Annotated in this window: 6 protein-coding genes; 5 read left to right on the top strand and 1 reads right to left on the bottom strand. The window is 73.7% G+C overall.

Annotation, left to right across the window (positions count from 1 at the left end; all coding sequences use genetic code 11):
• Window positions 1-68: 68 nt before the first annotated feature.
• Window positions 69-1568, bottom strand: coding sequence for an MFS transporter (locus ACFUVW_RS18005; RefSeq protein ID WP_430572680.1), 1500 nt, complete (start codon window positions 1566-1568; stop codon window positions 69-71).
• Window positions 1569-1995: 427 nt separating this feature from the next.
• Here ACFUVW_RS18005 and ACFUVW_RS18000 point away from each other — a divergent pair, with 427 nt between their 5' ends.
• From ACFUVW_RS18000 to ACFUVW_RS17980, 5 genes are all read left to right on the top strand, one after another.
• Window positions 1996-3513 carry an MmgE/PrpD family protein gene (locus ACFUVW_RS18000; RefSeq protein ID WP_430572679.1) on the top strand — a complete coding sequence of 506 codons (1518 nt, stop codon included), beginning with the start codon at window positions 1996-1998 and terminating at the stop codon, window positions 3511-3513.
• 40 nt (window positions 3514-3553) lie between these two features.
• Window positions 3554-4465, top strand: a complete 912-nt coding sequence (gene prpB, locus ACFUVW_RS17995; RefSeq protein WP_430572678.1) for a methylisocitrate lyase — start codon at window positions 3554-3556, stop codon at window positions 4463-4465.
• A 64-nt stretch (window positions 4466-4529) separates the two neighbouring features.
• Complete coding sequence (locus ACFUVW_RS17990) at window positions 4530-5687, top strand: bifunctional 2-methylcitrate synthase/citrate synthase (RefSeq protein ID WP_430572677.1); 1158 nt, start codon at window positions 4530-4532, stop codon at window positions 5685-5687.
• Window positions 5684-6472, top strand: coding sequence for a class I SAM-dependent methyltransferase (locus ACFUVW_RS17985; protein WP_430572676.1), 789 nt, complete (start codon window positions 5684-5686; stop codon window positions 6470-6472). The genes ACFUVW_RS17990 and ACFUVW_RS17985 overlap by 4 nt, the downstream gene beginning before the upstream one ends.
• A 44-nt stretch (window positions 6473-6516) precedes the next feature.
• Window positions 6517-7143, top strand: a complete 627-nt coding sequence (locus tag ACFUVW_RS17980) for a CYTH domain-containing protein (protein ID WP_430572675.1) — start codon at window positions 6517-6519, stop codon at window positions 7141-7143.
• Window positions 7144-7410: the final 267 nt, after the last annotated feature.

Raw genomic sequence — 7410 nt, 5'->3', positions numbered from 1 at the left:
CGTAGCGAGCGGTCGCCGTCCCGCGGTGGGACGGCGACCGATCGCTACGTCAGGGTCCGGCAGGCCGTTCAGCGCGCGGGGACCAGGCCCGGCATCGCGTCGAGGTCGAGGTCCGGGTTCTTCTCCTGCGTCTTCACGAGCGCCTTGGCCTCGGCGTCGGTGTCGACCGACGGCATGGAGCCCGGCAGCGGCTTGCCGGCGCTCTCCTTGACGAAGCCGACGGCGACCGCACCCACCAGCGCGAAGCCCATGAGGTAGTAGGCGGGCGCCATGCTCGACCCGGTGGCCTGCGTCAGCGACTCCACGATGAGCGGCGTCGTGCCGCCGAAGATCGCCAGCGAGACGTTGTAGGCCAGGCCCATCGAGCGGTAGCGCACCGCCGTGGGGAACATCGCGGGCAGCGTCGCCGCCTGCACGCCGACCATGCACGCCACCGGGACGGCCATGAGCACGAGGCCCAGGAGCGTGGACCACACGTGACCCATCGCCAGGAGCAGGAACGCCGGGGCGGCGACCACCGCGAGCGAGCCCGCACCGAACCACAGCAGCGGACGGCGCCCGACCCGGTCGCTGATCGGGCCGGCGACGAGGATCATCACCGCGAGCAGCACCAGCACGGGCACGGTCAGCAGGGTGCCCGCCGTCGCCTCGTAGCCGAGGGTGTCGGTCAGGTACGTCGGCATGTAGCTCGTCAGGGCGTAGCCCGCGGTGTTGGCGACGGCCACGAGCACCATCGCGACGGCGAGCGGGCGCCACTGCGAGCGCAGGGTGACGTCGGCGGCGGGCGCCTCGGTGCCCTGGTCCTTGGCGGCCTCGGCCGCGACCTGCTGCGCCTGGAACGCCGGGGACTCCTCGATCTTCAGGCGGAACCACACGGCGAACGCGCCGATCGGGCCGGCGACCAGGAACGGGATGCGCCACCCGCCGTCGAGCATCGCCTGCTCACCCAGCGTCACCTGCAGCACCGTGACGACCACGGCACCCAGGGCGAAGCCCAGGTAGCTGCCGAAGTCGAGGAACGACGCGGCCCAGCCGCGACGGCGGTCGGGGGCGTGCTCCGCGACGAAGGTCGTGACGCCCGCGTACTCGCCGCCGGTGGAGAAGCCCTGCACCACCTTGAGGAGCACGAGCAGCAGCGGTGCCGCGGCGCCGATGACGCCGTATGTCGGCAGCAGCCCGATGAGGAACGTCGACACGGCCATCATGACCAGCGTGAAGGCGAGCACCTTCTGGCGGCCGACCTTGTCGCCGATGCGGCCGCACACGATGCCGCCCAGCGGGCGCGCCACGTAGGTGGCGGCGAACACGCCGAGGGAGAAGAGGATCTGCACGCCGGACGACGCCTGCGGCAGGAACACGGCACCCATCGTCACGGCGAGGTAGCCGTAGACGCCGACGTCGTACCACTCCATGAGGTTGCCGACGGCGGTGCCGCCGATCGTCTTCTTGAGCATGGAGTTGTCCACGACGGTGACGTCGGAGACGCGGAGCCTGCGGCGCGCGGCTCGGGTGGCCGGGGCGTTCGCAGCGGTGGTGCCGGTCGGTTCCTGAGGGAGTACGGCGGTCATGTTTCCTTCCGTGGCCGGCGCGGCGTGCACGCGGTGTGACGCGGCGGCCCGGCCCGTGACAGGGAGCCGGCGCCCGCTACGAGAGCGGACGCCGAGCCCGAACATGGGCGGCCACGTTACCGATCCTTGACCGAGAATCAAGTTCGTCAGGGCAACCAGGACGCTCGGGTGACCCCCGCGCGACGCCGTCACCTGCGACGACACCGTTCCTTGACACGTCGTTCGTGAAGCCCACCACAGCGGCCGTCGGGCAGCCCGGGACGCACCGCGTCCGGCACTCCCCGGGATGGCCGACGTCACGCGCTCGCTGGACCCGGCGCCTACCGGGCGTTACGTTCTCGGAGCGGCCCGGACACGGGCGGCGACGACGCCCGCACACGATGCTTGCAGACGTCTGCAGAGGCCTGCACAGGGAGGACTCCCCCGCATGATCGACCACGAGATCCGCGTCTACCGTTCCGACGAGCCGTTGCCCCGCGAGGGCCAGCTCGCGTGGAAGATCGCGGAGGTCGCCGCCGAGCAGCTCGAGCCGACGCCGGAGGTCACCGACATGGTGATCAACCGCGTGATCGACAACGCCGCGGTGGCGACGGCCTCGCTGGGGCGCGGCCCGATCCTCGCGGCCCGCACGCAGGCCGAGGCGCACCCGGTGTCCCGCGGCGGCGTGGGATCGACGGTCTTCGGCTCGCCCGAGCGCACCAGTCCCGAGTGGGCGGCCTGGGCGAACGGCGTCGCGGTGCGCGAGCTGGACTACCACGACACGTTCCTCGCGGCCGAGTACTCGCACCCCGGCGACAACATCCCGCCGGTGCTCGCCGTCGCGCAGCACCTGGGCCGCGGCGGCGCGGAGCTGCTGCGCGGGATCGTCACGGGCTACGAGATCCAGGTGGACCTCGTCAAGGGCATCAGCCTGCACGCGCACAAGATCGACCACGTCGCACACCTCGGCCCGTCGGCCGCGGCGGGCATCGGCACGCTGCTCGGCCTGCCCGCGGAGACCATCTACCAGGCGGTCGGCCAGGCCCTGCACACGACGACGGCGACGCGGCAGTCGCGCAAGGGCGAGATCTCCACCTGGAAGGCGCACGCACCGGCGTTCGCCGGGAAGCTGGCGGTCGAGGCCGCCGACCGCGCGATGCGCGGGCAGACCTCCCCGAGCCCGATCTACGAGGGCGAGGACGGCGTCATCGCGTGGCTGCTCGACGGGCCCGACGCCCGCTACACCGTGCCGCTGCCCGGCGCCGGCGAGGCCCGGCGCGCCATCCTCGACACGTACACCAAGGAGCACTCCGCCGAGTACCAGGCGCAGGCGTGGATCGACCTCGCCCGCCGGCTCGGCACCGAGCGTCCCGAGCTCCGCGACCCCGCGAACGTCGTCGCGGTGGTGCTGCACACGAGCCACCACACCCACTACGTCATCGGCTCCGGCTCGGGCGACCCGCAGAAGTACGACCCCACGGCCAGCCGCGAGACGCTCGACCACTCGATCCCCTACATCTTCACGGTCGCGCTGCAGGACGGCGCCTGGGACCACGTCGGCAGCTACGCCCCCGAGCGCGCCGCCCGCCCCGACACGGTGGAGCTGTGGCGCAAGGTCACCACCGCCGAGGACGCCGAGTGGACCCGCCGGTACCACTCGAGCGACCCGGACGAGAAGTCGTTCGGCGGCCGCGTGGAGATCGAGCTCGCGGACGGCTCGCGCGTCGTGGAGGAGATCGCCGTCGCCGACGCGCACCCGCTGGGCGCCCGCCCGTTCGCGCGCGAGCAGTACGTGGCGAAGTTCCGCGCGCTGGCCGCCGGGGTGCTGGCCGACGAGGAGACCGAGCGGTTCCTCGACCTCGCCCAGCGGCTGCCGGAGCTGTCCCCCGACGAGCTGTCGGGCCTCACGGTCACGCCGCTCGCCGACCCGCTCGCGACCCACCCCGTCGCGCGCGGCATCTTCTGAGACCTCGACCGCGACATCTTCTGGGACCCGGAGGGCGACCGTGCTCTACTCGACCACCACCCCCGCCGCCAAGCGCGCCGCCTTCCGTGAGCGCCTGCGCTCCGGCGAGCTGCTGCAGCTGCCTGGCGCGTTCAACCCGCTCGCCGGGCGGCTGATCCAGGACAAGGGGTTCGACGGCGTCTACGTCTCGGGCGCCGTCGTCGCCGCCGACCTCGGGCTGCCCGACGTCGGGCTGACGACGCTCACCGAGGTCGCGACCCGCGCGGGCCAGATCGCCCGCATGACCGACCTGCCCACCCTCGTCGACGCCGACACGGGCTTCGGCGAGGCGATGAACATGGCGCGCACCGTGCAGACGCTGGAGGACGCGGGCGTCGCGGGCCTGCACGTCGAGGACCAGGTGAACCCCAAGCGCTGCGGTCACCTCGACGGCAAGCAGGTCGTGGACGAGCCGACGGCGCTGCAGCGGGTTCGCGCCGCGGTCGCCGCGCGGCGCGACGAGAACCTGCTGGTCATGGCCCGCACGGACGTGCGCGCCGTGGCGGGGCTCGCGACCGCCGTCGACCGCGCAAAGGCGCTCGTCGACGCGGGCGCCGACGCGATCTTCCCCGAGGCGATGCGCGACCTGGCGGAGTTCGAGGCCGTCGCGAGCGCCGTCGACGTCCCCGTCCTGGCCAACATGACGGAGTTCGGCAAGTCCGAGCTGTTCACGACGACGCAGCTCGCGGACGCGGGCGTGGCCCTCGTCATCTACCCGGTCTCGCTGCTGCGCCTGGCGATGGGCGCCGCCGAGCGCGGCCTGGACGCCCTGCGCGCCGAGGGGTCGCTGGCGGGGCAGGTCGAGCACATGCAGACCCGCGCCCGGCTCTACGAGCTGCTCGACTACGCCGCCTACTCGGCGTTCGACACCGACGTCTTCGACTTCAGCCTGGAGGACAACCTGCACGGCTGACAGCCATGCCGCCGCAGCACGCACCGCAGCGCACACCGCAGCACATCGCAGCGAAGGAGCACCGATGACAGAGCACACCGGGTCCGAGCCCGAGGTCCGCCGCGGCCTGGCGGGGGTGGTCGCCGACGAGACGGCCATCTCCAAGGTGGACCCCGAGACCAACTCCCTGCTGTACCGCGGCTACCCCGTCCAGGACCTCGCGGCGAGCCGGCCGTTCGAGGCGGTCGCGTGGCTGCTGTGGCACGGCGAGCTGCCGACCGACGACGAGCTCGCCGCCCTGCGCGCGACCGAGCGCGAGCACCGGCCGCTCACCGACGACGTGCGCGCCGCGATCGACCTCCTGCCCGTCACCGCGCACCCGATGGACGAGGTGCGCACGGCGGTGAGCGTCATCGGTGCCCGCGAGGCGGCCGGCCTCACGGCCATGGAGGCGGCCGCCGACCGCGACGTCAACCTCGAGCGCAGCGTCCGGCTGTTCGCCGCCCTGCCGGCCGTCGTCGCGTACGGGCAGCGCCGCCGTCAGGGGCTGGAGCCGGTGGCCCCGCGCGACGACCTGGACTTCTCCGCGAACTTCCTGTGGACCACGTTCGAGGTCGAGCCCGACCCCGTGGTCGTCGACGCGTTCAACCGGTCGATGATCCTGTACGCCGAGCACTCGTTCAACGCCTCGACGTTCACGGCGCGCGTGATCACGTCCACGCTGAGCGACCTGCACTCGGCCGTCGTGGGCGCGATCGCGGCGCTCAAGGGGCCGCTGCACGGCGGCGCGAACGAGGCGGTCATGGAGACGCTCGCCGAGATCGGCACGGCCGAGCGCGCCGCGGCCTGGCTCGACGAGGCGCTCGCCGCGAAGCGCAAGATCATGGGCTTCGGGCACCGCGTGTACAAGCACGGCGACTCGCGCGTGCCGACCATGAAGGCGGCCCTCGACACCCTCGTCGAGCACTACGACCGCCCGGACCTGGGCGCCCTCTACGACGCGCTCGAGTCCGAGTTCGTCAGCCGCAAGGGCATCTACCCGAACCTCGACTACCCGTCGGGCCCGGCCTATCACCTCATGGGCTTCGACACGCCCACGTTCACGCCGCTGTTCGTCGCCGCCCGCGTCACCGGGTGGACCGCGCACATCATGGAGCAGCAGGCCGCGAACGCCCTCATCCGCCCGCTGTCGGCGTACGTCGGCCCCGCGCGGCGCGAGGTGCCCGGCCCCACGGCCCCGTGAGCGCCGACCGGCACGGCCTGCGCCCCGCCTCCTCCTTCGGGACGGCGGCGGGCGCGTACGCCGAGCACCGCCCGGACTACGCGGCGGCGGCGGTGCGCTGGACGCTCCGGACGGCGCCCGGCCCACGAGTGCTCGACCTGGGCGCGGGGACGGGAAAGCTCACCGCCACGCTGCTCGACCCGGCGGTCGTCCCCGGCGCCGAGGTCGTCGCCGTCGAGCCCGACCCGGCGATGCTCGCGGAGCTGCGGCGCGGGCTGCCGGGGGCCCGCGCGCTGGCGGGGAGCGCCGAGTCGATCCCGCTGCCGGACGGGTCCGTCGACGCGGTGCTCGCGGGCAACGCCCTGCACTGGTTCGACCTGGCCGTCGCGGGACCGGAGATCGCCCGGGTGCTCGCCCCGGCCGGCATCCTGGCCGGGCTGTGGAACCTCCTGGACGACGACGTCGCGTGGGTCGCCGGGCTCGCCGACGTGAGTGGCAGCGCGGCCGTGGGGCCGCGCGACACGCCGACCGCCTGGCGCCGCGCGACCACCGACCTGCTCCCGCCCGCCGGGGACGCGTGGGCGGGCCGGGCCGAGCGGGCCGAGTTCCCGCACGGGCAGCGCCGCACCGCCGAATCCCTCGTCGAGACCCTCGCGACCCGCGCCGGGATGCTCGTCATGCCGGAGGCCGACCGCGCGGCGGCGACGCGGCGCATCCGCGCGTACCTCGCCGATCAGCCGGAGACGGCGCACGGCGAGTTCACCCTGCCGATGCGCACGGGCGTCCTGCGCGTGCGGCGCACCTGAGGCGCAGGTCGGGACCGTCGCCGCGGCGCACTAGGCTCGAGGCCATGTCCGCCGACTACTCCGACTTCGAGTTCGAGCGCCGGTTCTTCGTCCGCGAGCTGCCGGACGCGCTGCGCGACGCGCCCGCCCTGATCGTCCAGTCCTACTTCCTGTCGGACGGCGGGTACGCGCTGCGCGTGCGCGTCCAGGCCACGGGCGTCGAGGCGCGGCTGGGCCCCGACAGCGACGCGCGGGACGTCCTCGAGCTCTACCGCTCGCGCGTCGACTTCGCCGCGGTGACGGTCAAGGGCCCGTCCGTGGGCGGCACCCGCTACGAGGCGGAGCGCCAGCTCGACCCGAAGGTCGGCGCGGAGCTGGTGCGCCGCGGCGGCGCCCAGGTCATCAAGACGCGCTACGCGGCCTGGCTGGGCGCGGACGGCTGGTCGATCGACGTCTTCGGCGGCGCCAACGCCCCGCTCATCGTCGCGGAGTGCGAGCGCTCGGGCCCGGTCACGGACCTCCAGATCCCCGACTTCTGCGTCACCGAGCTCACCGACGACCGCCGCTTCTCCAACGAGTCCCTGGCCGTCGACCCGTTCCGCGGCTGGTCCGCCGCCTACGCCCAGGAGCTCGCCACGCAGGGCCCCCGCTTCCGCGACGACTTCGGCGGCAACACCACGATCACCACCTGACCCGGGACCGCGAGCACCCTGCGCCGGTCCGACAGCGGTCGCCGGCCGCTTCCGCCCGCCCGACGGCCTCACGGCACCCGGCCTCGCACCCGCGCGAGGAACCCGAACGGGCGAGGCAGCACGCGACCTCGAGCCGACGCCCGCAGCGAGACGAAAGGGCCGTGGAGAAGCGAACGGCGAGGGATCAGGAGAGCGGGAGGTGCAGGATCCTTCGCGCGGTCGTATCCCTCCCGAAGTGGAGCGCCCCCTGGGGCGCGTGAACGCGAC

It is taken from the genome of Isoptericola sp. NPDC057391 (assembly GCF_042668085.1).
GTDB lineage: Bacteria > Actinomycetota > Actinomycetes > Actinomycetales > Cellulomonadaceae > Isoptericola.
This window is presented reverse-complemented; position numbering and strand designations above follow the sequence as displayed.

Coding starts and splice junctions, on each gene's coding strand:
- ACFUVW_RS18005 (WP_430572680.1), bottom strand. CDS start 1,568: ATGACCGCCGTACTCCCTCAGGAACCGACCGGCACCACCGCTGCGAAC.
- ACFUVW_RS18000 (WP_430572679.1), top strand. CDS start 1,996: ATGATCGACCACGAGATCCGCGTCTACCGTTCCGACGAGCCGTTGCCC.
- ACFUVW_RS17990 (WP_430572677.1), top strand. CDS start 4,530: ATGACAGAGCACACCGGGTCCGAGCCCGAGGTCCGCCGCGGCCTGGCG.
- ACFUVW_RS17980 (WP_430572675.1), top strand. CDS start 6,517: ATGTCCGCCGACTACTCCGACTTCGAGTTCGAGCGCCGGTTCTTCGTC.